This is a genomic window from Streptomyces sp. NBC_00286 (genome assembly GCF_036173125.1).
GTDB lineage: Bacteria > Actinomycetota > Actinomycetes > Streptomycetales > Streptomycetaceae > Streptomyces.
In genome coordinates this window covers 1,135,105-1,159,088 of sequence record NZ_CP108054.1, presented here as the reverse complement: position 1 = coordinate 1,159,088, position 23,984 = coordinate 1,135,105, and the positions used below count along the sequence as shown (strand labels likewise).

The 23,984-nt window shown below is 69.4% G+C and carries 16 protein-coding genes and 1 pseudogene; 13 read left to right on the top strand and 4 right to left on the bottom strand.

Translation table 11 applies throughout. The annotated features are described in order from the left end of the window. Window positions 1–47 precede the first annotated feature (47 nt). From OHT21_RS05390 to OHT21_RS05355, 8 genes are all read left to right on the top strand, one after another. Window positions 48–1,409, top strand: a complete 1,362-nt coding sequence (locus tag OHT21_RS05390; RefSeq protein WP_328767071.1) for an IS4 family transposase — start codon at window positions 48–50, stop codon at window positions 1,407–1,409. 146 nt (window positions 1,410–1,555) lie between these two features. Beyond that, window positions 1,556–3,019, top strand: coding sequence for an XdhC/CoxI family protein (locus OHT21_RS05385; protein ID WP_328767070.1), 1,464 nt, complete (start codon window positions 1,556–1,558; stop codon window positions 3,017–3,019). A 189-nt stretch (window positions 3,020–3,208) separates the two neighbouring features. Then, window positions 3,209–4,966: a VanW family protein gene (locus OHT21_RS05380; RefSeq protein WP_443050318.1), complete on the top strand. Its 1,758-nt coding sequence runs from the start codon at window positions 3,209–3,211 to the stop codon at window positions 4,964–4,966. Between the two features lie 360 nt (window positions 4,967–5,326). After that, window positions 5,327–6,412: an S-(hydroxymethyl)mycothiol dehydrogenase gene (locus OHT21_RS05375; protein ID WP_328767069.1), complete on the top strand. Its 1,086-nt coding sequence runs from the start codon at window positions 5,327–5,329 to the stop codon at window positions 6,410–6,412. Then, on the top strand, window positions 6,409–7,044 hold the full coding sequence (locus tag OHT21_RS05370) for an MBL fold metallo-hydrolase (protein ID WP_328767068.1): 636 nt from the start codon (window positions 6,409–6,411) through the stop codon (window positions 7,042–7,044). Before OHT21_RS05375 ends, OHT21_RS05370 begins: the two co-directional genes overlap by 4 nt. Window positions 7,045–7,364: 320 nt before the next feature. Beyond that, entirely contained in the window at window positions 7,365–7,727 is a 363-nt protein-coding gene (locus OHT21_RS05365; RefSeq protein ID WP_328767067.1) for a bifunctional 3-phenylpropionate/cinnamic acid dioxygenase ferredoxin subunit, read from the top strand. Then, entirely contained in the window at window positions 7,724–8,887 is a 1,164-nt protein-coding gene (locus OHT21_RS05360; protein WP_328767066.1) for an NAD(P)/FAD-dependent oxidoreductase, read from the top strand. Before OHT21_RS05365 ends, OHT21_RS05360 begins: the two co-directional genes overlap by 4 nt. A 130-nt stretch (window positions 8,888–9,017) precedes the next feature. Further along, window positions 9,018–10,151 (top strand): aromatic ring-hydroxylating oxygenase subunit alpha, encoded by a 1,134-nt coding sequence (locus tag OHT21_RS05355; protein ID WP_328767065.1) that lies wholly within the window; start codon window positions 9,018–9,020, stop codon window positions 10,149–10,151. A 46-nt stretch (window positions 10,152–10,197) separates the two neighbouring features. On the opposite strand, the gene OHT21_RS05350 is transcribed toward OHT21_RS05355, so the two are convergent. After that, on the bottom strand, window positions 10,198–10,944 hold the full coding sequence (locus OHT21_RS05350) for an IclR family transcriptional regulator (RefSeq protein ID WP_328767064.1): 747 nt from the start codon (window positions 10,942–10,944) through the stop codon (window positions 10,198–10,200). A 201-nt stretch (window positions 10,945–11,145) separates the two neighbouring features. Between OHT21_RS05350 and betA the strand changes: the two genes are divergently transcribed. The 5 genes from betA to OHT21_RS05325 all read left to right on the top strand — a co-directional run bounded on the left by betA (window position 11,146) and on the right by OHT21_RS05325 (window position 18,273). Then, window positions 11,146–12,807, top strand: coding sequence for a choline dehydrogenase (betA, locus tag OHT21_RS05345; RefSeq protein ID WP_328767063.1), 1,662 nt, complete (start codon window positions 11,146–11,148; stop codon window positions 12,805–12,807). A 390-nt stretch (window positions 12,808–13,197) separates the two neighbouring features. Continuing rightward, window positions 13,198–14,286 (top strand): quaternary amine ABC transporter ATP-binding protein, encoded by a 1,089-nt coding sequence (locus tag OHT21_RS05340; protein WP_328767062.1) that lies wholly within the window; start codon window positions 13,198–13,200, stop codon window positions 14,284–14,286. After that, a complete protein-coding gene (locus tag OHT21_RS05335; protein ID WP_328767061.1) occupies window positions 14,286–16,298 on the top strand; it encodes an ABC transporter permease in 2,013 nt (670 codons plus the stop codon). Before OHT21_RS05340 ends, OHT21_RS05335 begins: the two co-directional genes overlap by 1 nt. A gap of 13 nt (window positions 16,299–16,311) precedes the next feature. After that, entirely contained in the window at window positions 16,312–17,289 is a 978-nt protein-coding gene (locus OHT21_RS05330; RefSeq protein WP_328767060.1) for an ABC transporter substrate-binding protein, read from the top strand. Between the two features lie 312 nt (window positions 17,290–17,601). Further along, on the top strand, window positions 17,602–18,273 hold the full coding sequence (locus tag OHT21_RS05325) for a GntR family transcriptional regulator (RefSeq protein WP_328767059.1): 672 nt from the start codon (window positions 17,602–17,604) through the stop codon (window positions 18,271–18,273). A 1,498-nt stretch (window positions 18,274–19,771) separates the two neighbouring features. Here OHT21_RS05325 and OHT21_RS05320 read toward each other — a convergent pair. The 3 genes and pseudogenes from OHT21_RS05320 to OHT21_RS05310 form a co-directional block, all read right to left on the bottom strand. Next, window positions 19,772–21,958 (bottom strand): annotated as a pseudogene (locus OHT21_RS05320) ((Fe-S)-binding protein); the annotation flags it as partial. Between the two features lie 254 nt (window positions 21,959–22,212). Continuing rightward, complete coding sequence (locus OHT21_RS05315) at window positions 22,213–23,202, bottom strand: electron transfer flavoprotein subunit alpha/FixB family protein (protein ID WP_328767057.1); 990 nt, start codon at window positions 23,200–23,202, stop codon at window positions 22,213–22,215. Beyond that, window positions 23,199–23,969, bottom strand: coding sequence for an electron transfer flavoprotein subunit beta/FixA family protein (locus OHT21_RS05310; RefSeq protein WP_328767055.1), 771 nt, complete (start codon window positions 23,967–23,969; stop codon window positions 23,199–23,201). The genes OHT21_RS05315 and OHT21_RS05310 overlap by 4 nt, the downstream gene beginning before the upstream one ends. Between the last annotated feature and the right edge of the window lie 15 nt (window positions 23,970–23,984).

The following is a 23,984-nucleotide window of genomic DNA, read 5'->3' as shown; positions in this document are numbered from 1 at the left end:
AGTCGACCAAGACATGTCGTTCACAAAGACCGGAGGCTCCGCTGTCCGTGCAGTGTGTCATCACCCGCGAGATCGCGGTAGCCGAGGGCCTCTACGCGCCAGGCCATCTGGGCGAGCTGACCCAGATCGTGCCGTTCGAGATGGTCGATACGGTGCTCGCCGAGTGCGGGGCCGTTCAGCGTCGGCTGCGCAAGCTGCCTGCCCGCGTCGTCGTCTACCTGCTGCTGGCCGCCGCGTTGTTCGAGGACTGCGGCTACCGCGCCGTGTGGGGCAAGCTGACTGCCGCGTTGGATGCGCTGCCGCTGCCGAGTGTCACGGCAACAGCCCTGTGGCATGCCCGCTGCCGCCTGGGACCCCGCCCGCTGCAGGCCCTGTTCGACCTCCTGCGCGGCCCGGCGAGCACGATCGGTACCACCGGGGCACGCTGGGCCCACCTGCTGGTCGTCGCCATCGACGGCACCTACCTCGACGTCCCCGACAGCCCCCACACCCGCGCCTGCCTGGGCAAGGGGTCCAACCGGTTCAACACCGCCGGCTACCCGCAGATCTGCCTGACCGCCCTGGTCGCCTGCGGCACCCGCGCCGTCCTGGACGCGGCCTTCGGACCACGCAGCACCGGCGAGACCACCTACGGCCGGCGCCTGCTGCGCTCCCTGACACCCGGAATGATCGTGCTGCTGGACCGCGGCTTCAGCGGCAACGCCTTCCTTGAGCACACCGCCGCCACCGGAGCCGACTTCCTGGCCCGCCTGACCGCCACCCGCAAACCGCCCCTCCTGCGGCGCCTGCCGGACGGCTCCTTCCTCTCCCGCATCGCCACCGTCGACGTCCGCATCATCGAATGCGAGATCACCATCACCACCACCGCCGGACGCCACACCGGCGTCTACCGTCTGGCGACCACCCTGCTCGACCACCGCACCCATCCCGCGTTCGAGCTGGTCAAGCTCTACCACGAACGCTGGGAAGTGGAGTCCGCCTACTTCGCGATCAAGAAATCCATGCTCGGCCGCCGGGTCCTGCGCGCCCGCACCATGCCCGGCATCGCCCAGGAGGTCTACGCCCTGCTCACCGTCTACCAGGCCATCAGGACCGCCATCGCCGACGCCACCGGCACCGTCCCCGGCACCGACCCAGACCGCGCAAGCTTCTCCGCCGCCCTCCAAGCCGCCCGCGACCAGGTCGTCCAGGCCGCGAACGTGATCGCCGGCACCACCATCGACCTCGTCGGCGCCATCGGCCACGCGGTCCTGAACCAGCTCATGCCCGCCCGCCGCCTGCGCGTCAGCCCCCGCGCCGTCAAACGCCCCCTGTCCCGCTACGCCTATAAAAGTCTCCGCGTCGACCGACGCACCTACAAGGCCACCATCAGCATCGACATCCTCTCGACAACAGCCATCAGCCCATAACTTCATGGCCTTGGCCTTTAAGGCAGTGGGGGACGGTCCTCCCGCGTCCTGCTGCCGGACCTCCCAGGGCCGCCGCCGCGTAGAGCGACGCTCCCCGGCGGCGCGGTGGCGGCCCGCCCACCTCACCTTGCACGAAGGACCCGTTCATGCTGAACATCGCGGACACACTGCACCGCTGGTGCCGCGGGGCGCGCCCCTTCGCCCTGGCCACCGTCGTCGACGTGCGGGGCAGCGCACCCCTGCAGGTCGGTACGTCCGTCGCGGTGGACGCCGACGGCAACGCGGTCGGCAGCATCTCCGGCGGCTGTGTCGAGGGCGCCGTGTACGAGCTGTGCCGTCAGGTGCTCCACGACGGAGGCGCTCCGCAGCGCGCCTGGTTCGGCTACTCCGACGACGACGCCTTCGCCGTCGGGCTGACCTGCGGCGGCGAACTCGACGTACTCGTCCAGCGCGTCGACCCCGCCGACAGGCCCCACCCAGGGCCTGTGTCGAAAGTGGCGCCTGCCGGCCGACGCCTGGCACGCGCCACCATCCTCGAACCGGCTTCGCACGGCTCGGACGGGGGGACCCCCTTCGCCGCACCGGGCGAAAGCCCAAGTACGTCCAGTAGGAGGGCTTCCACCCGGCACTCCCCCAGCCTCCGGCCGGGGGGACCCCCAGAGCACACTCCCCCACACTCGAACCCGAGCTCGCGCGGGGGGACCCCATCGCCGCCGCCCGGCCCGCCCTCCGGGCGAACTACGCCACTTTCGACACAGGCCCTAGCGGCGGCCCTCGACGAGGTCGCGGAAGGCAGGCCCGCGGCCGTGGCCCAGGTCGTCGACGGCCCCGACCACCTGCTCGGCGCGACCCTGAGCGTCCTCGCCGACGGCAGCATGACGTACGGCACCCTGGACCACGAGGCGGCGGACCGGCTGGTGGTGGACGAAGCCCGCGCCCTGCTGCAGGCGGGCCGCACCGCCCGCGTCGCGGTCGGCGGGAACGGGGACGGGTGTCCCGAACCGCTGACCGTCCTCGTCCACGTCCACGCGTCCCGCCCGCGCATGCTGGTCTTCGGCGCGGTCGACTTCGCCGCCGCCCTCAGCCAGGCCGGCGCCTTCCTCGGCTACCGGGTCACCGTGTGCGACGCCCGCCCCGTCTTCGCGACGCGCGCCCGCTTCCCGTACGCCGATGAGGTCGTCGTCGACTGGCCTCACCGCTACCTGGCGCAGACGGCCGTGGACGCCCGTACCGCCGTCTGCGTTCTCACCCACGACGCCAAGTTCGACATCCCCCTGCTGCAGCTCGCCCTCGACCTGCCGGTGGGCTACATCGGCGCGATGGGCTCTCGGCGCACCAGCGACGAACGCCTGCGCCTCCTGCGCGAGGTCGGCGTGCCCGAGGAACAGCTCGCCCGGCTGCGCTCACCGATCGGCCTCGACCTCGGTGCCCGTACCCCCGAGGAGACGGCCGTCTCGATCACCGCGGAGATCATCGCCCACACCAACCAAGCCGCCGGTCTGCCTCTGTCCCAGGGCACAGGGCCGATACATCGTCCGCTGGTCCGTGGCCGGGCCGACGGTCGGACCGCCCTCGACGAGGTGCCCGCACGCGTCGGCGCAGGCCGCTGACTTCGGCCGGTCGGCCTGCCCACGGCGCCGAATCCTGCCGGCGGCGTGCGGGGAAGCCCAGCTCCGGCACCCCGTGCCAGTGACGGACCTAACGGCGCCCCCACAGACTTCTCCTTATCATCGCCTGGCGAGCGGCCCCGGTGTGGCCCTGCCCGCGTCAACGCGACAGGCACAGACGAGGAGAAGCCAGTGAGTCGCTCGTCCCTTCTCGACGCCATACCCGGCGGCACCACCTCGGACGATCGTCGCCGAATAGCCCGTCGTGTCGCGCTCGTGGCGGGGGCGGCGGGGGTCGGTTTCGGCGGGCTGTATCTGGTGGGCCTGCTGGTCTCCGGTGACGATGTCCCCGAGGGAACCCGGGTCAGCGGTGTGGACATCGGAGGCGTGAGCCGCTCGCAGGCGCAGGAGAAGCTGGACAGCAGCCTGGGCGGGACCTGGTCGAAGCCGGTGAAGGTGCGCCTCGGCGACAGTGCCGACGCCGTCCGCATATCCGGGATCTCGTTGGACAGCGAGGAGACCGTCGATCGTGCCGCGCAGGTGGGGTCCGACCCGTTCACCGTGATCGGCCGACTGTTCTCGAGTGGTGATCGCGAGGTCGAGCCGGTGATCCGGGTGGACGAGGAGAGGGTCCGTACGTCACTGGCCGAGAAGGCGAAGTCGTACGACCGGAAGGCACGGGAGGGCGGCGTCACCTTCCGTGCGGGCGAGCCGGTGCCGAAGCGGCCGGTCGCCGGGCGTTCTCTGGACGTGGACGGCGCGGTCGGGGCGGTGGTGTCGGCGGTCCCGGAACTGGGGAAGGAGCCGGTGCGGCTGCCGGTCCGTACCGCCGAAGCCCAGGTCGGTACGGCGGAAGTGAACCGCGCGATGAAGGAATTCGCCGCCCCCGCGATGTCGGCGCCGGTCACGGTCACGGTGGGCGAGCGAGACATCGAGATCAGCCCGCCGACGCTCGGCAAGCACCTCACCATGAAGCCGGACGGGAAGAAGCGGCTCGCACCCGTGCTGGACGGCAAGGGGCTCATGGGCGATCCGGCGCTGGCGGCTCCGCTCGCGCGGGCCACCGGCGAGCCGGTCAACGCGAAGCTGCGCCCGGACGGCGGGGGAGTGGCGGTGGCCTCGGACGGCAAGGCCGGGCACGAGGTCACGGCCAAGGCGCTGCACAAGGCCGTACTGCCGCTGCTGACGAAGTCCGGCGCGGCCCGCAGCGGGACGGTGGCCACCAAGGAGGTGCAGCCCGAGCTGACCCGCGACAACGTCGGCCGCCTGGGCATCAAGGAGAAGATGTCGAGCTTCACGGTCGCCTTCGAGCCCCTTCCCTACCGCGTCACGAACATCGGCCGTGCGGCCGAGCTGATCGACGGGTCGGTCGTGCTGCCCGGCGAGACCTGGAGCCTGAACGGCACCGTGGGGGAGCGGACCGAGGCCAACGGGTTCGTGGAAGGCATCATCATCAACAACAACCAGTTCGAGAAGGCGGCCGGAGGCGGCGTCTCCACGGTGGCCACGACCATGTTCAACGCCGTCTTCTTCGCCGGCGTGAAGCCGGTGGAGTACGGGGCCCACTCGTTCTACATCGAGCGCTACCCGGAGGGCCGGGAGGCGACGGTGGCCTGGGGCAGCCTCGACCTGAAGTTCCGGAACGACTCGGGCAACGCCCTCTACATCGACGCGCAGGCGACGGGCACCTCTGTCACGGTCACCTTCCTCGGCACGAAGAAGTACGACTCGGTGGAAGCGGTCAAGGGCCCGCGCACCAACGTGAAGGAGCCGGGAACCCGCAAGGGAGCATCCGGAGAGAAGTGCGTGCCGCAGACCCCGCTCGAAGGCTTCGACGTCGCCGTCGACCGGGTCTTCAAGGACGGCGGCAGGGAAGTCGACCGGGAGACCTTCAAGACGCGGTACGTACCGCGCGACGAGGTCACCTGCGACGCGGCGACCGAGGAGTGACGCGCGCCGGACAGAGCGACGCACTCCTGGCCCGGAAACCGGCCGGCCGTGCTCAGTCGGCGATGGCCGCCGGGCCGACCCTTTGACCTGTCGTCGGCGAAGGCCGCCGGGCCGACCCTTTGACCTGTCGTCGGCGAAGGCCGCCGTGCAGGCCCCTTGACCTGTCATCGGGAAGGCCGCCGTGCAGGCCCGTTGACCGGCCCTAGCCCAGCCAGGCCCGGACCTCGGCCCCGCGAAGGCAGTCCACTCACCAAGCCCAGATCCTTGACCCCCCGGTCGGCGCTCCACGATGCTGTGTTGCGGGACATGAAGTGTGTGCCGTAATGGGCAACACGAATCCGTATCACCCGAGGAGTGGCCATGACTCACCAGGTCCGTGCTGTCGTCGCGCGGGGGAAGGGCGCCCCCGTCAGCCTGGAAACGATCAACGTGCCCGATCCGGGTCCGGGAGAGGCGCTCGTGAAGATCGAGGCCTGCGGGGTCTGCCACACCGATCTGCACTATCGCGAGGGCGGTATCAACGACGAGTTCCCCTTCCTGCTGGGCCACGAGGCCGCGGGTGTCGTGGAGTCGGTCGGAGAAGGCGTCACCGACGTCACCCCAGGTGACTTCGTCATCCTCAACTGGCGTGCGGTGTGCGGGAATTGCCGGGCCTGCGTGCGCGGACGGCCCTGGTACTGCTTCAGCACCCACAACGCCAAGCAGAAGATGACGCTGGAGGACGGCACGGAGCTGTCGCCCGCGCTGGGCATCGGCGCGTTCGCGGAGAAGACGCTGGTGGCGGCGGGCCAGTGCACGAAGGTGGACCGGGCCGCGTCGGCGGCCGCCGCCGGTCTGCTGGGCTGCGGCGTGATGGCGGGCATCGGCGCGGCCATCAACACGGGCAATGTCGGACGCGGTGACAGCGTGGCGGTCATCGGCTGCGGCGGCGTCGGAGCCGCGGCGGTCCTCGGGTCAAGCCTTGCGGGCGCGGCGAAGATCATCGCGGTGGACATCGACGAGCTCAAGCTGAACACCGCCGAGAAGCTCGGCGCGACCCACACCGTCAACGCCAAGGGCACCGACCCCGTCGAGGCGATCCGCGAGCTGACCGGCGGCTTCGGTGCCGACGTGGTCATCGAGGCGGTGGGCCGCCCGGAGACGTACAAGCAGGCGTTCTACGCCCGCGACCTGGCGGGCACGGTCGTACTCGTCGGTGTGCCGACCCCGGAGATGAAGCTGGAGTTGCCGCTGCTGGACGTCTTCGGCCGCGGTGGCGCGCTGAAGTCCTCCTGGTACGGCGACTGCCTGCCGAGCCGGGACTTCCCGATGCTCATCGACCTCTATCTGCAGGGCCGTCTGGACCTGGACGCCTTCGTCACGGAGACCATCGCGCTCGACGAGGTCGAGAAGGCCTTCGAGCGGATGCATCAGGGCGACGTACTGCGTTCGGTGGTGGTCCTGTGACCGCCGGCGCCCGCATCGAGCATCTCGTCACCTCGGGCCAGTTCTCGCTCGACGGCGGCACCTGGGATGTCGACAACAACGTATGGATCATCGGCGACGACACCGAGGCCATCGTCATAGACGCCGCGCACGACGCCGAGGCGATCGCCGAGGCCCTCGGTGGGCGCACCCTTCGCGCCATCGTGTGCACCCACGCCCACAACGACCACATCGACGCCGCACCCGAACTCGCGGATCGCACCGGCGCTCCGATCCTGCTCCACGACGACGACCTTCAGCTGTGGAAGCAGACCCACCCGGACCGGACACCCGACGGCGGGCTGTCCCACGGCCAGCTCCTCTCCGTGGCCGGTGTCGAACTGACCGTGCTGCACACCCCGGGCCATGCCCCGGGTGCGGTCTGTATGTACGCGCCTGCTCTGAAGGCCCTCTTCAGCGGTGACACCCTCTTCGCGGGCGGGCCGGGGGCGACGGGGAGGTCGTACAGCGACTTCCCGACCATCGTCGATTCCATCCGGTACCGGCTGCTGCCGCTGCCGGACGCCACCGTCGTCCACACCGGCCACGGGGAGACGACCACCATCGCCGCCGAGGCCCCGCACCTTCAGGAGTGGATCGACCGAGGGTTCTGAGCCCCGCCCGTCGCCCCTCACGCGCCCGCTCTCGGCCATGAACGCCGCCGAGGCGGGCGTGTGTGCGTTCGTCTTGCGATCGCGGACGGGCATCCGACGGCTGGATACCTCCTTTGGGCAGGTCGAAGGCCTGATGCCGCGTCACTCGCCCGCGCTGCCCCTCGCGTGGCTTGTTTCTTATGGCGCTACCAGTTGCGTGATAGGCGACACCAATCTGTGCCGGAACGGGCCTCCTGAATGCCTTGACAGCGGTTCTTGGGCGACCCCAAACTGAGGTTGCGCTAACCGCAATCCGTTTCGCTATACGCACCGAGGTGGTCATGATGATTCCCGCGTGCCCTCTGGCGGATCTCCCGCGAGGAGAGGCTTTCCGGCTCGAGATCGACCCGCCCGTCACGGTGTTCCACACCGAGGACGGCGAGCTTTTCGCCATCGACGACACGTGCACCCACCAGGACGCCTCGCTTGCCGACGGCTGGGTGGAGGACTGCTGGGTGGAATGCCCCCTGCACGCCTCGAAGTTCAACCTGAAGACCGGTGAGGTCGACGCCCCGCCGGCCAAGCTCCCCGTCCGTACCCACGAGGTCGTCGTGGACAACGGCATGGTCTATGTGAAGGTGTCCACGGCCGCCCCCAACCTGCCGCACTGCGTCGCGCGCAAGCTCGCCGGATCCGTCACGTGAGGACGGTGGCCGTGGTGGGCGCCTCGCTGGCCGGCCTTTCGGCGGCGCGCTCACTGCGGAAGCAGGGCTACGACGGGCGGCTGGTCGTCATCGGAGACGAACCCCACCGCCCGTACGACAGGCCGCCGCTGTCCAAGGAGTTCCTGGCCGGCACGGTCGGCGAAGCGGAACTCGTGCTGGAGATGGACGACGAGGACCTGGGGGCCGAGTGGCTGCTCGGCGTCCGCGCCACCGGACTCGACCGTACGGACCGTGCCGTCCAGCTCGCCGACGGGCGTGAGGTCCGCGCCGACGGCATCGTCATCGCGACCGGCGCCGCCGCGCGCACCCTGCCCGGCTCCGAGGGCCTGGCCGGAGTGCACGTCCTGCGCACCCTGGACGACGCCCGCGCGCTACGCGAGGAACTGGCAGGTGGCGGACGGCTGGTGGTGATCGGCGGCGGATTCGTCGGCGCCGAGGTCGCCTCCACCGCGTACGCCCTCGGGCTCGACGTGACGGTGGTCGAGGCGGCCCCGACGCCGCTCGCCGGACCGCTCGGCGAGACCATGGGTGCCATCGTCTCCGGGCTCCATGCGGATCACGGCGTACGGCTGTTGTGCGGTGTGGGCGTCAAGGGGCTGAGCGGTGAGCGCCGGGTGGACGCGGTCCTGCTCGAGGACGGGCGCAGCGTTCCCGCCGACATCGTCGTGGTCGGTGTGGGCGCACGGCCGTGCGTCGAGTGGCTGGAAGGCTCCGGCGTCGAGCTCGACAACGGCGTCAAGTGCGGTGCGGACGGCCGCACCAGCCTGGCCGGTGTGGTCGCGGTCGGCGACTGCGCCAACTGGTACGACCCCCGTGCAGGGGCGCATCGCCGCGTCGAGCACTGGACCGGTGCGCGCGAACGCCCCGACGCGGCCATCGCGACGCTCCTGTCCTGGGGCGCGACGGAACCGGGCGTGCCCCGGCCGCCGTACTTCTGGTCCGATCAGTACGGCGTGAAGATCCAGTTCGCCGGTCATGCGGCCGGCGCCGACAGCGTGACGATCGAGGAAGGCACGGCGGACGAGCGCAACGTCCTGGCCGTCTACCGGCGTGCCGGTGAGCCGGTCGCCGCGCTCGGGATGAACCAGCCGCGGCTGTTCACCCGCTGGCGCAAGCAACTCGCTCGCACAACATCTTGACACCGCCCGTGCGGCGTCCCATGCTGCGGTTTCATATAGCGCGCAGCGTTGCTTCATACACAACGCCGTCCGGAGTCGCTCTTCCCGGCGCGTGAATGACCGATCCGCGACGTCCTCCGAGGAGTGCACCGTGACCTCGACCAGCCTGCCCAACAGCCTGATCGCCACCCTCCCCGGCTCCTCCTACACCGACCCCGAGGTCTTCGCCCAGGAGCAGGAGCGCATCTTCGAGACCATGTGGTTCTGCGTCGCGCGCTCCTCCGACCTGGCGAAGCCCGGCGCCTTCCGGACCGTCGACGTGGGGCGCGAGAGCATCCTGGTCACCCGCGCCAGAGACAGTTCCGTACGGGCCTACTTCAACGTCTGCCGGCACCGCGGAGCGCGGCTCTGCACGGAGGAGAGCGGCGAGGTCAAGCGGGCCTTCCAGTGCCCGTACCACGCCTGGACCTACGGCCTGGACGGCAAGCTCGTCGCGGCGCCCAACCTCACCAAGATGCCCGACGTCGGCCGCGCCGAGTACGGCCTGGTGAGCGTCGCAGTCCGCGAATGGCTCGGCTACGTGTGGGTCTGTCTGGCGGAGAACCCGCCCTCCTTCGAGGAGGACGTCATCGGCGATGTCGTCAGCCGCCTCGGCGACGCCGAGGCGATCGAGCGCTACGACATCGCGGCCCTCTCGGTCGGCAAGCGGATCGTGTACGACGTGAAGGCCAACTGGAAGCTCATCATCGAGAACTTCATGGAGTGCTACCACTGCGCCACGATCCACCCCGAACTGACCGAGGTGCTCCCCGAGTTCGCCGACGGCTTCGCCGCCCAGTACTACGTCGGTCACGGCGCCGAGTTCGGTACGGAGGTCCAGGGCTTCACCGTCGACGGCAGCGAGGGCCTGGACCGCATCCCGGGCGTCGCCGAGGACCAGGACCGCCGCTACTACGCGATCACCGTCAGGCCGCAGGTCTTCATCAACCTCGTACCCGACCACGTGATCTTCCACCGCATGTTCCCGGTGGCCGTCGACCGCACGATCGTCGAGTGCGACTGGCTCTACCTCCCCCATGTCGTCGAGAGCGGCAAGGACGTCAGCCGGTCCGTGGAGCTCTTCGACCGCGTCAACCGGCAGGACTTCGACGCCTGCGAGCGCACCCAGCCCGGGATGAACTCCCGGCTGTACGCCAAGGGGGGCGTGCTGGTGCCCAGCGAGCACCACATCGGTCTCTTCCACGACTGGGTGCACGAGCGCCTGGGATCAGCGCAGTCGCAGTAGCGGCGACGGCCGCCTGTGCGGCCCACTTCGATGTCGTACGGGCCACTCAGCCCAGGTACCCCATGCGGTGACTGATCTCCTCCGCCCCCTTGATCAGCACGGGAGCGAGCTCGTGCAGGCGCTCCTTGCTCAGCCGGTACGCCGGCCCGGACGCGCTCAGCGCCGCGACGACCTCTCCGTCCCGGTTGCGGATCGGGGCGGCCATGGCGTGCAGGCCGAGCTCCAACTCCTCCAGGGCCCAGGCGTAGCCGGTCTCCCGGATTTCGGCGAGGTTCTTCTCGAGCTTCGTCTTCGCGGTGATGGTGTGCTCGGTGACCTTCTTCAGGCCGGAGGTGGCCAGTATCGCCGCGCGGTCCTTGGTGGGCAGGTACGCCAGCAGGATCTTGCCGCTCGATGTGGCGTGCAGCGGGGTCAGTTGGCCGACCCAGTTCTGTGCGGTGACGGCACCCGGGCCGCGCACCTGGTAGAGGTTCACCGCGTAATGCTCCTGCCGCACCGCGATGTTGACGGTCTCTCCGAGCTCCTCGGCGAGGTCCTCGCAGACCGGGCGGCCCTGTTGGGTGATGTCGATGCGTCCCGTGACCGCTCCGGCCAGCCGTACGATGCCGAAGCCGAGACGGTACTTGCCGCGCTCGCCCGCCTGTTCCACCAAGCCGCGCGCCTCCAGGGCGCCGAGCAGGCGGAACGCGGTGGACTTGTGAACATCGATCTCGGCCGCCACCTCGCTGACACCTGTCTCGCCACGGCGAGCCAGGATCTCTAGGACGCTGATGGCACGGTCGACCGACTGCACTCCGCCAGCATGTGAATTTGAGGTTCCGGTATCAATGTTGTAGTTGCTCACAACGCAACTATACCCAGAGTAAACAACGCTACTTCCAGTAACGGCGACGAAACGAAGTCTTCGCAGGTTGCGCTGCACGCAACCTGGTGCGTATAGCGCTACCGTAGCTAGCATGCTCGCGTATCTACGGCGCGAGCGAGACGAGGCACCATGGCTCCCCTCCACTACGACTTCGTGATCGTCGGCGGCGGCTCGGCCGGCAGCGCACTGGCGAACAGACTCTCCGCGGACCCGGCCAACCGCGTACTGGTACTGGAGGCCGGCCGCTCCGACTACCCGTGGGACGTCTTCATCCACATGCCCGCGGCGCTGACCTACCCGATCGGCAGCCGCTTCTACGACTGGAAGTACGAGTCCGAGCCCGAACCCCACATGGGCGGCAGACGCGTTTACCACGCGCGCGGCAAGGTGCTGGGCGGCTCCAGCAGCATCAACGGCATGATCTTCCAGCGCGGCAACCCCATGGACTACGAACGCTGGGCCGCCGACGCCGGGATGGAGAGCTGGGACTACGCGCACTGTCTGCCGTACTTCCGGCGGATGGAGAACTGCCTGGCCGCCGATGTGGACGATGAGTTCCGCGGTCACGACGGTCCGCTCGTGCTGGAGCGCGGGCCGGCGACCAATCCGTTGTTCGGCGCCTTTCTGAAGGCGACCGAGGAGGCGGGGTACGCGCCCACCGGCGACGTGAACGGCTACCGGCAGGAAGGCTTCGCCAAGTTCGACCGGAACGTTCATCGCGGGCGGCGGCTGTCGGCCTCGAAGGCGTATCTCAAGCCCGCGATGAAGCGGCCCAACCTCACTGTGAGGACTCGTGCGTTGGTCACCCGGGTGCTGTTCGAGGGCAAGCGGGCGGTGGGTGTCGAGTACCGGCGCGGGCGGGGCGCGGTGCAGCAGGTGCGTGCCAAGGAGGTCATCCTGTGCGGCGGGGCGATCAACTCCCCGCAGTTGCTGCAGCTTTCCGGTATCGGCAACGCCGAGGAGCTGTCCGCCCTGGGCATCGATGTGGTGCACGATCTGCCGGGGGTCGGCGAGAACATGCAGGACCACCTGGAGGTTTACATCCAGTACTCCTGCAAGCAGCCGGTGTCGATGCAGCCGTACATGGCGAAGTGGCGCGCCCCCTTCATCGGGCTGCAGTGGCTCTTCCGCACCGGCCCGGCCGCGACGAACCACTTCGAGGCCGGTGGCTTCGCCCGCAGTAACGAGGAGGTGGACTATCCCAACCTGATGTTCCACTTCCTGCCGGTCGCGGTCCGCTATGACGGCTCCTCGCCGTCGGGTGGTCACGGCTATCAGGTGCACGTGGGGCCCATGTACTCGGACGCAATCGGCTCGGTGAAGATCAAGAGCAGGGATCCGCGCGAGCACCCGGCGCTGCGCTTCAACTATCTGTCCACCGAGCAGGACCGCCGCGAGTGGGTCGAGGCGGTCCGCGTCGCGCGCAGGCTCCTGAACCAGCCGGCGCTCGCTCCTTATAACGGCGGGGAGATCTCGCCCGGCCCTGCGGTGGACTCGGACGAGGAGATCCTCGCCTGGGTGGCGAAGGAGGGTGAGACCGCCCTGCATCCGTCGTGCACCTGCAAGATGGGCACCGACGAGATGGCGGTCGTCGACCCGGCCAGCATGCGGGTGCACGGCGTGGAGGGCCTGCGCGTGGTGGACGCCTCGGTTATGCCGTATGTCACGAATGGCAACATCTACGCGCCGGTGATGATGATCGCCGAGAAGGCCGCCGATCTGATCCTCGGCAAGAAGCCCCTGGCCCCGTCGAAGGCCGCGTACTACCGCCACCGCGACGCACAGAAGTAGACGGGATAGACGTCGGGCGACCGGCTCCGCGAGGAGCCGGTGTGGACCAAGTCTCAAGGTCGGCGGGTGCCGCGGAACCGTCCGCCGGGGCGTACGAGGTCACGCTGCCGGTACTGTGCAGGCTGGACGAGCTGGGTCGGCCCTGCTCGCATGCGCACCGGAGGTCGTATACGACAACCCGCGGCCGAGTGGGTTTTGTGCAACTTGATGAGCTAATCGTCATCCGTCACCCCCTTGACGCATGTCTGGGCTTTCGCCAAGGTGTTCCACCACAAGCAATTGGGTGCATGATGCGCAACGCATTCCGGCGGAGCCCGAGTAAATCTGGCAGAACTTCCGACCCCGGCCGCAGTACTGGTTGCGCGGCTGAACGCCGAAGAAAGGTCGATCGTGACCCCAACAAAGACCGAGGTGCCGCAGCGGAGCGGCACGCCCCAGGAATCGGACGGCACGCCGGTCATATCCGTGCGCAATCTTTGGAAGGTGTTCGGACCGAAGGCCGAGCAGGTACCGGACTCGGAGGAGCTGTGCGCGCTCAGCCGGCGCGAGCTCATGGACCGCACCGGGAACACCACCGCCGTACGGGACGTGAACTTCGAGGTGTCACCAGGCGAGGTCTTCGTCGTCATGGGCCTGTCCGGCTCCGGCAAGTCCACGCTCGTACGATGTCTGACCCGGCTGATCGAACCCACCGCCGGTGAGATCGTCTTCGAGGGCGAGAACATCCGCGACGCGGACGCCGCGCGGCTGCGCGAACTGCGCCGCCGCAAGTTCTCCATGGTCTTCCAGCACTTCGGTCTGCTGCCCCACCGCCGCGTCATCGACAACGTGGCGTTCGGACTGGAGATCCGCGGCATGAGCAAGGCCGAGCGCTCCAAGCGGGCGATGGAGGTCGTCGAGTTGGTCGGCCTCGCCGGCTACGAGGGCTCGTACCCCGACCAGCTCTCCGGCGGTATGCAGCAGCGCGTCGGCCTCGCTCGGGCCCTGGCCGGCGATCCGGACGTGCTCTTCTTCGACGAGCCGTTCTCCGCGCTCGACCCGCTGATCCGCCGCGACATGCAGAACGAGGTCATCCGGCTGCATCACGAGGTCGGCAAGACCATGGTCTTCATCACCCACGACCTGTCCGAGGCGCTCAAGCTCGGCGACCGCATCCTGATCATGCGCGACGGCCAGATGGTCCAGTGCGGCACCGGCGACGAACTGGTCGGCGCCCCGGCCGATGACTACGTACGCGAATTCGTCAAGGACGTGCCGCGCGGCGATGTGCTGACCCTGCGGTGGATCATGCGGCCGCTGGAGGACGGCGACGAACTGGACGGCCCCGAGATGGGCCCGGACGTCGTCGTGAAGGAGGCCACCCGGGCGGTGCTGGCGGCCGACAAGCCGGTCAAGGTCGTCGAGGACGGCAAGCTGCTCGGCATCGTCGGCGACGAGGAGATCCTCGCGGTGGTCGCCGGGCAGGAAGGCGACATGTGATGACCGTCGCCATAGACAAGCCGGAAAAATCGGATCAGGTAGACAAAACGCCGGACACCGGGCCCGTCGTCGCCGTGCGCAGGATCAGCCGGCGCATGGTCATCGCCGCGATCCTGGTCATCTGGCTGGTGCTGTTCGCCGTGTTGCGCGGCACGCACACCCTGACCCTGGCGGCGGCGGACCTCACGGATCTGCACCGCTGGTTCAACGACGTCAACGACTCGATCGGCGCCAACCGCAACTCCAACCCGCTGTTCCTCTACTTCTTCAACGAGATCCGCCTGGTCATCGACACCCTGGTGACCTTCGTCCAGGAACTGATCTCCCAGGCGCCCGCGGGCCGCCCAGTGCCGCAGATCGGCTGGCTGGGCGTGGTCGGCATCGCCGGCTATGTCTCCTGGGCCGTGGGCAACTGGCGGGTCGCCCTGCTGGCCGTGGCCGGCTTCACCTTCCTCGGGCTGCAGGGCCTGTGGCAGGAGAGCATGGACACCCTGGCGCTGACCCTCTCCGCGGTGTGCGTGGCGCTGCTGTTCGCCATCCCGCTGGGCGTGTGGGCGGGGCTGTCCGACCGGGTCAACCGGATCATCACGCCCTTCCTCGACTTCATGCAGACGATGCCGACCTTCGTCTACCTGGCCCCGCTGACCCTGTTCTTCCTCATCGGCCCGGCCTCGGCCACCATCGCCACCCTGATTTACGCGGCCCCGCCGGCCATCCGTATCACCGCGCACGCCATCCGCACGGTGCCGGCCACGACCGTCGAGGCGGCCGACTCGCTCGGCGCGACCCGGCGGCAGTCCCTGACGAAGGTGCTGCTGCCGATGTCGAAGCGGACCGTGGTGATGGGCATCAACCAGACCATCATGGCCGCCCTGGCCATGGTGACCATCGCGGCCCTGATCGACGCGCCAGGCCTGGGCAAGACCGTCGTACAGGCCCTGCAGTCGCTCGACGTCGGTACGGCCTTCAACGCGGGACTCGCCATCGTCGTCCTGGCCATCGTGCTGGACCGGGTCACCACCGCGGCCAGCGCACGCGAGGACTCGGCCCGGGGCTCGGCCGGTCGCTTCCTCAAGTGGCGGCGGCCCCTGCTGGGGGCGGGAGCGGCGGTCACCGCCGTCCTGATCTACATGTCGCACACCTATCTCTGGGCGGCGGAGTTCCCCGGCGAGGGCGACATCGGCAGTTCCATCGCGCGCACGGCGGACGAGGTGACCACCTGGGCGCAGGACAACCTGTCGGGTGTCACGAACGCCTTCCGGGACGCCCTCACCAACGGCCTGCTCAACCCGTTCCAGACGCTGCTCACCGACTCCCCGTGGTGGCTGGTCGGCGCGGCGCTGATCGGACTCGGCACGGTGCTCGGCGGCTGGCGCGCCGGGCTCACCGCGGCCGTGTGCGTGGGCCTGCTGCTCGGCACGGGCGTGTGGTCGGACAGCATGACCACGCTGGCGTCGACCGTCGTCGCCACCGTGCTGGTGATGTTGCTCGGCGTTGTCCTGGGCGTGTGGATGGGACGCAGCATGCGGGTGGACCGGCTGCTGCGGCCCACACTGGACGCGGCGCAGGTCATGCCGCCGTTCGTCTATCTGGTGCCGTTCCTCGCACTGTTCGGCGCGACCCGCTTCACCGCGATCGTCGCCGCCGTCGTCTACGCGACCCCCGTCGCGATCAAGATCGTCGCGGACGGGGTACGGAACGTGCCCGCGACCACCGTGGAGGCGGCCACCTCCGCCGGGTGCAACACCTGGCAGATCATCACCAAGGTTCAACTGCCGATGGCACGCAGCGCCCTGACCCTCGCCACCAACCAGGGCCTGATCTACGTGCTGTCGATGGTTGTGGTGGGCGGCCTGGTAGGCGCGGGCGCCCTCGGCTACGACGTCGTGGCCGGCTTCTCGCAGGGCCAGTTGTACGGGAAGGGACTCGCCGCGGGACTGGCCATCGTCCTTCTCGGAGTTATGTTCGACCGGATCACTCAGGCAGCCGCGCGGCGTACCAGCGGCGCGTAAGGAGCAACTCACCATGGCAAGGCAAGCAAGACACTGGAAAGCCGCCGCGGCCGGCATAGCGGCCCTCGGCCTCGCCCTCACCGCCTGCGGCGGTGCAACCGTGGAAGACAGCTCCTCGGATTCCGGCAGTTCGGGCGACTCCGGCAAGTGCAGCACCTTCAATCTCGCGGTCAACCCCTGGGTGGGTTACGAGGCGAACGCGGCGGTCCTCGCCTACGTCGCGGAGAAGGACCTCGGCTGCAAGGTGACGCAGAAGGACCTGAAGGAAGAGATCGCCTGGCAGGGCTTCGGCACGGGCGAGGTCGACGCCGTCGTCGAGAACTGGGGTCACGACGACCTGAAGAAGAAGTACATCACCGACCAGAAGACTGCCATCGACGCCGGCCCGACCGGCAACGAAGGCCTCATCGGCTGGTACGTACCGCCGTGGCTGGCCAAGGAACACCCCGACATCCTCGACTGGAACAACCTCAACAAGTACGCGTCCGAGTTCAAGACCTCCGAGTCCGGCGGCAAGGGCCAACTCCTCGACGGTGACCCGTCGTTCGTCACCAACGACGAGGCCCTGGTCAAGAACCTGAAGCTGGACTTCAAGGTCGTGTACGCGGGCAGTGAGACCGCGCTCATCCAGGCCTTCCGCAAGGCGGAGAAGGACAAGGAATGGATGATCGGCTACTTCTACGAGCCGCAGTGGTTCATGTCCGAGGTGCCGCTGAAGAAGGTCAAGCTGCCCGACTACAAGGAGGGTTGCGACGCCGACACGGAGAAGGTGGCGTGCGACTACCCCGTGTACAAGCTCGACAAGATCGTCAGCAAGAAGTTCTCCGAGTCGGGCAGCCCGGCGTATGACCTGGTGAAGAACTTCACCTGGACGAACGAGGACCAGAACACCGTGGCCAAGTACATCGCGGTGGACAAGATGGCGCCGGAGGCGGCGGCGAAGAAGTGGGTCGACGCCAACCGGGACAAGGTGGAGGCCTGGTTGAAGTAGGGGCCGCCGCTCGGCCGGGTCGCTTGTTGTTGTACCCGGCCGGGGGTGTGGACGTAACCCCTGAGGAGGGCCCGGCAGGCTGTGGAGACAGCCTGCCGGGCCCTCCTTTGTGTCGGTGGCGGTCCGCCGGTGTGCTGGTGGCGGTCGGCCGGCGCATGGCCGGCCTCTGTCGTGGGGAGTCGGGCAGGGAGTCAGTACAGTCAGTCAGTATGTCGACCCCGGTGAGCTGATATATTTGATATATGTCAGCGGCCCGGGATGCTCCAGGATGCTGATGCCAACGTCCCGCGCGAAGGAAGAGGCGGCCGAAAGATGAGCAGCACCGAGGTTTCCCCGGCGACTGATTCGGCGCCGACGTCATTGGCCGACCTGGCCTATGAGCGCCTTCAGGATCGATTGGTCATGCTCGACATCCGGCCCGGCGAGCCGATGAACGACAGTCAGCTCGCTGCTGAGCTCGGCGTCGGACGTACGCCCGTTCGCGAGGCGCTCAAGCGGCTCGAGACCGACCACCTGGTGGTCTCGTACCCGCGCCGGGGCACATTCGCCACCATCATCGACGTGACCGAGCTCGGGGCGATCTCCGACATCCGCGAGCAGCTCATGCCGTTCGCGGCACGGCGGGCCGCCGTCCACGCCAGTAGCGCCATGCGTGACGCGCTGCGGGCCAAGGCAGCCGAGGTACGAAGCCACGAGAGCCCTGGCGGTGATCGCACCGCACTGATGCGGCAGGACATGTCGCTGCACCGGCTCATCTACAAGGCGGCCGGCAACCCGCACCTCGAGGACGTACTGATCCGCTACGACAACCTGGCCACCCGCATCTGGTGCCTGGTCATCGACCGGCTTCCCGACCTCGCACACCACATCACCGAGCACGCGGACCTGCTCGAAGCCGTAGCCGACGGCGACGCCGACCGCGCCGAACGCCTCACCCGCGAGCACATCGCGGGCTTCGCCCGCGAGATCCGCGGCGTGCTCTGACGGTTCGCGAGCTCGCCGCTCGGCGCTGCCGGACCGAGGCCCCGTCTGCGCGGGGTAGGCGCCTGCGCCTCGCTGTGCGGCGCCGACCTGCCGCGCACCCGCTGCGGTGTACGTAGCGGGGCCGCCGCGCACCTGGAAACGCGGCCGGCGCCGCATCGGGCGCGACCGGCTGCCCACCGCGCCGAGCCTGCCGAGCGCGAGTTGGAGACCGACTGGGAGCAGGCCGAGACCCGGCCTTCGCGGGTGCACCGGGCGGTCGGCTGGTGGCTGGGCCGCTGGGTGTGTGCCCGGCCTGGCTGGCCGGTTGTACGCAGCGTCAGCCTGGACGAGCGGTGCCCCCATGGCCGGAATCCGGCATGGGGGCACGCGGTCTTTCGTCGGGTCGGAGCGATCAGAGGTCGAAGAGGCCCTTCGGCTTCTCCGGGGCCTCATGCTGCTCCGGCTCGGCTTCCGGCGCAGCCTCGGCCTGCGGCCCGGGCTGTGACACCGGCTCCTCGACGGGCTCCGCGGGCGGCGCCGGAGCCGCCGGCGTCGCCCCCGGGATGTCGAAGAGCGACCGGCCGCTGGTGGCCGCGACCGGTTCCGACTCCTCGGGAGCGGCCGGGGCTGCCGGCTCCTCCTCGACGTCGAAGAGGGAGCCTGACGCTGCGGGCTTCGCGGTGGCTTCGGCTGTCGGCTCCGGTGTTCCGGTGGTCGCGGGCGCCGGAGCCTCGTCGGCCGGGATGTCGAAGAGCGACCCTCCGGAGGCGGTCGGCGTGGAGGTCGGCTCGGTTGTGGGTTCGTCGAAGAGTGAGCCGCCGGAGGGTGCGCGCTCGGCGGGTGTCTCGTCGAACAGCGATCCACCGGACACCGGCTTTGCGGGTGGCTCGGCCGGGGCTTCGTCGAGGAGCGAGCTGCCCGGGGTGGCTGGAGCGGCGGGCTCGGTTGTGGGCTCGTCGAAGAGCGATCCACCGGAGGTCGGTTTTGCGGGTGGCTCGGCGGGCGCCTCGTCGAAGAGTGAGCTGCCCGGGGCGGTCGCCGTGGCGGGCTCGGTTGTGGGCTCGTCGAAGAGCGATCCACCGGAGGTCGGTTTTGCGGGTGGCTCGGCGGGCGCCTCGTCGAAGAGTGAGCCGCCTGGGGCGGTCGCCGTGGCGGGCTCGGTTGTCGGTTCGTCGAACAGTGACCCGCCGGAGGCGGCTGGCGTGGGTGGCTCGGCGGAGGCTTCGTCGAAGAGCGAGCCGCCCGAGGTGGCCGGAGTGGCGGGCTTGGTCGTGGGCTCGTCGAAGAGCGATCCACCGGAGGTCGGTTTTGCGGGTGGCTCGGCGGGCGCCTCGTCGAAGAGTGAGCCGCCTGGGGCGCTCGCCGTGGCGGGCTCGGTTGTCGGTTCGTCGAACAGCGAGCCGCCCGGGGCAGTCGGCGCGGCGGGCTCGGCTGGGGGCTGGGCGAACAGCGACGCCCCGGCGGCGCCGGAGGCGGCGGGCTCCGTAGAAGCCGCAGCGGCTGGAGCAGTCGGAGCTGCCGCGGGGGTGGGAGCAGCGGCGGGTGCCTTCTCGGGCTCGGTCGCGGGCCCGCCCTTGACCGAGGCGAGGAGCATCTGGGCGACGTCGAGGACCTCTACCTCCTCGCGGGCGTCGGCCTTGGCCTGGAGGGCTGAGACTCCGTCGGAGAGCATCACCCGGCAGAACGGGCAGCCGACCACGATCTGGTCGGCGCCGGTGTCGACGGCCTCCGTGGTGCGGTTCATGTTGATCCGCTCTCCGATGCTCTCCTCCATCCACATCCGGGCACCGCCGGCCCCGCAGCAGAAGGACCGCTCCGAGTTGCGCTCCATCTCGACGTACGAAGCGCCCGGCACCACCTGCAGCAGTTCGCGCGGCGGGCTGTAGACCTGGTTGTGCCGGCCGAGGTAGCACGGGTCGTGGTAGGTGATCGACCGCTGGTTCGCGCCGGCCGCGGGGGCGACCGGAGTCAGCCTGCCCTCGCGTACGAGCCGGTTCAGCAGCTGGGTGTGGTGGACGACCTCGAGCTCGATGCCGAAGGCCTTGTACTCGTTCTTCAGCGTGTTGAAGCAGTGGGCGCAGGTCGCGACGACCTTCTTGACCTTGAACTCCTTGAAGGTCTCGATGTTCTCCTGGGCCAGGCCCTGGAAGACGAACTCGTTCCCGGCACGGCGCGCCGAGTCACCGGTGCAGGTCTCGCGATTGCCGAGTACGCCGAAGGAAACGCCGGCCATGTGCAGCAGCTCGGCGACCGCGCGGGTGGTCTTCTTGGCCCGGTCCTCGTAGGCGCCGGCGCAGCCGACCCAGAACAGCCAGTCGACCGACTCCAGCGACTCCAGGTCCTTGCCGACCTCCTTGACCTCGAACGGCAGGCCCTTGGCCCAGTCCATGCGTGCGTTCGGTGCCATGTTCCAGGGATTGCCCCTGTTCTCAAGGGACTTGAAGAGCTGGTTGAGCTCGGCGGGGAAGTTCGATTCGATCAGTACCTGGTAGCGGCGCATGTCGACGATGTGGTCGACGTGCTCGATGTCGACCGGGCACTGCTCGACGCAGGCGCCACACGTCGTGCACGACCAGAGCGCGTCCGCGTCGATGACGAAGTCGCCACCCTCGGGGTTGTACGAGCCCTCGCCCGCGTCGGGCTTGCCGATCAGCGCCCGCTCGGTGTGTCCGGCCAGGCCGGCGGCCTTGAGGTAGGTGTGCTCGCGCAGGCCCTTCATCAGCAGCTTCGGCGAGAGCGGCTTCTCGGTGTGCCAGGCCGGACACTGCGACTGGCAGCGACCGCACTCCGTGCAGGTGGTGAAGTCGAGGAGGCCCTTCCAGGAGAAGTCCTCGATCGCTCCGACCCCGAGCGTGGTGTCCTCGTCGAGGTCGTCGATGTCATCCAAGGTGATGGCCTTGCCGCCGACGGTCAGCGGCTTGACCGCGCCCAGCGCCGTACGGCCCGAGGCTTCACGCTTGAACCAGATGTTGAACCAGGCGGTGAACCGGTGCCAGGCGATGCCCATGGTCAGGTTGCGGCCGATGACGATCAGCCAGACCATCGCCAGCGCGATCTTGAAGAACGCGATGAAGTAGACGAGGTTCTCGTTGGTGCCCTGGCCGGCTGGGTAGAGCGCTTCACCGAGCCAGGACGAGAGCGGGAAGTGCGCGCGGGTCGCGTGCGCAGGGTCGGCGAGGTGGAACTCCGCGCCCCGTATGAACAGGATTGCCGCACCCTCGAGCAGGGCCAGGAACTCCACGAAGTAGGCCTGCCAGAACGTCGAGCCGAAGAACCGGCTCCTGCGGCCCTCGCTGCGAGGGTGGTGCTTCTGCCGGTAGACGATCAGCCAGACGATGCCGACCGTGCTCAGCGCCCCGATGAACTCGCTGAACCACTCGAAGGGATACCAGTGGCCCACGATCGGCCATGCCCACTCGGGGTCGAACAGCTGGAAGTAGGCGCCCACCACCGCGGTGCTCAGGAAGAGGAACGCCGCGAACACGAACCAGTGCATGATGCCGACCCAGGTCCACTGGAGCATCCGGGTGTGCAGCACGGTCTCCTTGAGCATGGTGACCGTACGAGCGCCCGGATCGTCGGTACGGCCCGGGCTCGCGGGCCCGCCCATCCGGATCACCCGGAGCATGCTCCGGACCGCGGGCACCAGGACGAACAGCGCGGCCAGCGTGAGCGCCAGCGACGCCACGATGGCGAAGATCTGCATCAGGGCTCCTCAAGGACGGTCTTCTGGCCGGGGTTCGTGGTGGAGCGTTGCGCGACCCGGCCGCTGGGGTGGCGCGGGTGGCTCTCCCGTGGTGTCAGAGCGGGAGGCTGCGGCTCCCTTGCGCCCCAAAGGGGCGCGGGGAACTGCGCGACCAGCCACGACGGAGCCGCAGACGATCGACGGCCCATCGTGGCTGGTCGCGCGGAGCGCTCGGCGGTGAGTGACTCAGCAGCCGCGCGCGAGGCCGGCGTGCCTCACCCGCTCACCCCACGCGACTTGAGCTCATCAATGATCGCGGGCACGACCTCATGCATGTCGCCCACCACGGCATAGTTCGCCTTGGTCATCATCGGCGCCTCAGGATCCGTATTGATCGCCAGGATCGTCTTCGACGACGCGCAGCCCGCCCAGTGCTGGATGGCACCGGAGATCCCGCAGGGGATGTACAGGTCCGGGCTGATCCGGGAGCCGGTCTGGCCGACCTGCTCATGGTGGGGCCGCCAGCCCAGCGAGGTGACCACCCGGGACACCCCGACCACGCCGCCGAGCAGCCCGGCGAGCTCGGAGACCGGGCCGAAGCCCTCCGGACCCCCCGCCCCGCGCCCTGCACCCACCACAACCTTGGCGGACTTCAGCGAGCCGGAGTGGTCGACCTCCTTGGTGCCGGTCGACACGACCCGCGATACGAGGTCGGACTCGGCCACCTCCGGGGTCACCTCCACCCAAGCGGCGGGTGACGCGCCCTCCACCGGCGATACGGCCCACGAGTGGCCGGCGACGGAGAAGAGCGCGGGCCGCTGGTCGAGCTTCATCTCCTCCAGGGCCGCCCCGCCGACCACCTGCCGGGTCACCACGAACGGCGCCAGGCCGTGGAACGCGGTCACGTTGGCGGCCATGGGCACGTCGAGCCGGGCGGCCAGATGCGCCAGCACCTCGTTGCCGCGCGGCGAGCCCGCGGCGGTGACCACGACGGAGCGGGTCGACTCGCGGATCGCCTGCAGAGCCGCCGCCCAAGCGGCACCGCCGTACGAAGTGAATGCCTCGCCCACCGCGTGGTGGACCTCGGCCGCCCCGTGGGTGCCGAGCTCGGCCGCCAGCGCGTCGCGGTCCTCGACCTCGCCGATCACGACCGCGCGGATGGCGATGCCGCCGCCCTCGGCCGCCAGCGAGCGGGCGAAGTTGAGCGTCTCCAGCGAGATCTCGCTCGCGGCGCCGTTCTCGGTCTCGACCAGCACCAGAATCATCGGGTCACCCCCAGCTTCTCAAACAGGTTCGCGACCGCTGCGGCCGCTTCCGTGCCCTCGCCCAGCACCTCGACCGTCGACGGCGCGGGCGGGGGCAGCAGCAGCCGCACCCGGTTCGCTCCGGCGGGCTCGGCCGACAGGGCCCGGGTCTCGATCTCGACCTTCTTGGCCGCCATCCGGCCCCTCAGCGTCGGATAGCGCGGCTCCGCGCCGCCCTCGAGGACGGTGGCGACGGCGGGCAGCGGCAGGGAGTAGGTCTCCTCACCGCCGGGGCCGTCGCCGCGGGCGGTCAGGTTGCCGTCGGCCACCTCGACCGTCGACACGCCGTTGACCACCGGTCGGCCGAGCGCGTGGGCCATCCGGATGCCCACCTGGAAGTCGCCGCTGTCGGCGGCGTCGTTGCCGAGCAGGATCAGGTCGTACGTCGTGCCCGCGGCCTCCTTCTCGCGTACGACGTGGGCGATCTCGCGGGCCACGTCGGCCGGCCCCAGCCGGGAGGGCTCCGCCTCCACGAGTACGGCGGCCTGGCAGCCGAGCGCCAGCGTGTCCCGCAGCTGCTCGGTGGCCTCGGACGGGCCGACCGTCAGCAGCGTGACCGTACCGCCGGTCGCCTCGGCGGTACGGACCGCCAGCTCGACCGCACAGCTCTCGTGGTTGCTCACGGTGAAGCCGACGTACCTCCCGTCGACGCCCTGCTGGTCGTCGGTGAGCAGGACCTCACCGGAGGAGTCGGGGACCCGCTTGATGCAGACCAGTACGTTCGTCATCGTTCACCTCTCGTG

What these genes read in the sequence shown, in the direction of transcription:
- OHT21_RS05365 (WP_328767067.1), top strand. Translation starts at nt 7,365, where the DNA reads ATGATGATTCCCGCGTGCCCTCTGGCGGATCTCCCGCGAGGAGAGGCT.
- OHT21_RS05335 (WP_328767061.1), top strand. Translation starts at nt 14,286, where the DNA reads ATGACCGTCGCCATAGACAAGCCGGAAAAATCGGATCAGGTAGACAAA.
- OHT21_RS05330 (WP_328767060.1), top strand. Translation starts at nt 16,312, where the DNA reads ATGGCAAGGCAAGCAAGACACTGGAAAGCCGCCGCGGCCGGCATAGCG.
- OHT21_RS05375 (WP_328767069.1), top strand. Translation starts at nt 5,327, where the DNA reads ATGACTCACCAGGTCCGTGCTGTCGTCGCGCGGGGGAAGGGCGCCCCC.
- OHT21_RS05325 (WP_328767059.1), top strand. Translation starts at nt 17,602, where the DNA reads ATGAGCAGCACCGAGGTTTCCCCGGCGACTGATTCGGCGCCGACGTCA.
- OHT21_RS05385 (WP_328767070.1), top strand. Translation starts at nt 1,556, where the DNA reads ATGCTGAACATCGCGGACACACTGCACCGCTGGTGCCGCGGGGCGCGC.
- betA (WP_328767063.1), top strand. Translation starts at nt 11,146, where the DNA reads ATGGCTCCCCTCCACTACGACTTCGTGATCGTCGGCGGCGGCTCGGCC.
- OHT21_RS05315 (WP_328767057.1), bottom strand. Translation starts at nt 23,202, where the DNA reads ATGATTCTGGTGCTGGTCGAGACCGAGAACGGCGCCGCGAGCGAGATC.
- OHT21_RS05310 (WP_328767055.1), bottom strand. Translation starts at nt 23,969, where the DNA reads ATGACGAACGTACTGGTCTGCATCAAGCGGGTCCCCGACTCCTCCGGT.